A 1425-nucleotide genomic window follows, 5' to 3' on the forward strand; every position below is an offset into this window, starting at 1 on the left:
GCTTCGAGTTGTCGAAGGGCCCTGTTCTTCGTCCGGTCGGGGTTGCGGCGTTGGTAGTAGTCGGGGCCGAGATCGTCGTAGGCGAGGCCGCTGCGGAGCATGTTCCAGACGATGACGAGGACGGTGTGCTCGATCGCGACGATCGCCTTCAACCGGGTGGTCCTGGCGCGGACGCGGTGGTAGCGGGCCGCGAGCCGGTTGTTGTCCATACGGCTGATCGCGAGGGCCGCGATCCCGAGGGTGCCTTTCAGGTAGCCGTCACCGGGGCGGGTGTGGGTGGACTTGACTCGACCGGCGGACTCGTTCTGGCCGGGGCAGACACCCGCCCAGGAGGCGAGGTGCCCGGGCGTGGGGAACACGCTCATGTCCACACCGATCTCGGCGATGATGACGTCAGCGACCAAGGTCGAGATCCCGGGGATCGTGCTCAGAAGCTCCCGGGCGACCTGAAAAGGTTGCATCACCTCGTCGATGCGTTCCTCGACGGCGGACACGCTCGCGGTGATCGCGTCGATGCGGTCCAGGTGCAGGCTCACCATGAACGCGTGGTGATCGGTGAACCGCCCGGTCAACGCTTCGACGAGCGCGCCGGACTTCTTCAGCATCGATGTATGCGCCATCCCCGCCAGGACGTGCGGGTCGCGTTCGCCGGCCACGAGCGCGTCGAGCATGCGCCGCGCCGAGACGATCTTCAGCGTCGAGACGACCGAGGAGAGCTTGATCCCGGAATCCTCGAGATTCTTCTCCAGCCGCGCCCACTCCCGGTTCTCCTCCTGCACCAGATGAGTGCGGGTGCGAGTGAGGTCCCGCAACTGCCGGATCGGTTCCGGGGGAACGAACGAGGCCCGCAGCAGTCCGTGCGCGGCCAGTTCCGCCAACCAGGTCGCGTCGGACACGTCGGTCTTGCGGCCCGGGATGTTCCGCGCCTGCTTCGCGTTGACCAGTTGCACGTTCAACGTCTCAGCCAAGACGAAGAAGAACGGCTTCCAATAATCGCCGGTCGCTTCCATCACGACGACCCCGACGCCGGCGTCTTCCAGATCCCGGCGGAGACGGAGTACTTCACCGGTCGTCGCACCATAGGTCGAGACCTGTTTGCGGAACTGGCCCGGCCGATCACTCGGGACCCGGACGCATACCTTCGCGTCGCGTTTGGAGATATCCATCCCCGCGGCCCGCTCATAGACGATATCCATGACATCCTCCCCAACTGGACCCGCGGCGGACCGGTCGGCGCCGCCGGTGTCGCGAAGAGGGCGGGATCAGATTCAGGAATCTACTCGACGGGCTCTTCCAGCCGATCACCGGCCGGATCGCACCAATCCGCGGTACCCGCGGAAGCCCTCCACACCAGGCTCGATACCAGGCTCGCTGGCGCTAAGACCCATCGGCGTCGGTCGCGACATGCCCATCGTTGCGCCGTGC

At 66.0% G+C, this 1425-nt stretch carries 1 protein-coding gene; it reads right to left on the reverse strand.

What is annotated here, in order from left to right; all coding sequences use genetic code 11:
- Window positions 1-1196 (reverse strand): IS110 family RNA-guided transposase (locus ABD164_RS17745; RefSeq protein WP_344297993.1); only part of this gene is annotated, 1196 nt, incomplete at its 3' end.
- Window positions 1197-1425 lie beyond the last annotated feature (229 nt).

This window comes from Agromyces neolithicus (genome assembly GCF_039529735.1).
Classification (GTDB): Bacteria; Actinomycetota; Actinomycetes; order Actinomycetales; family Microbacteriaceae; genus Agromyces; species Agromyces neolithicus.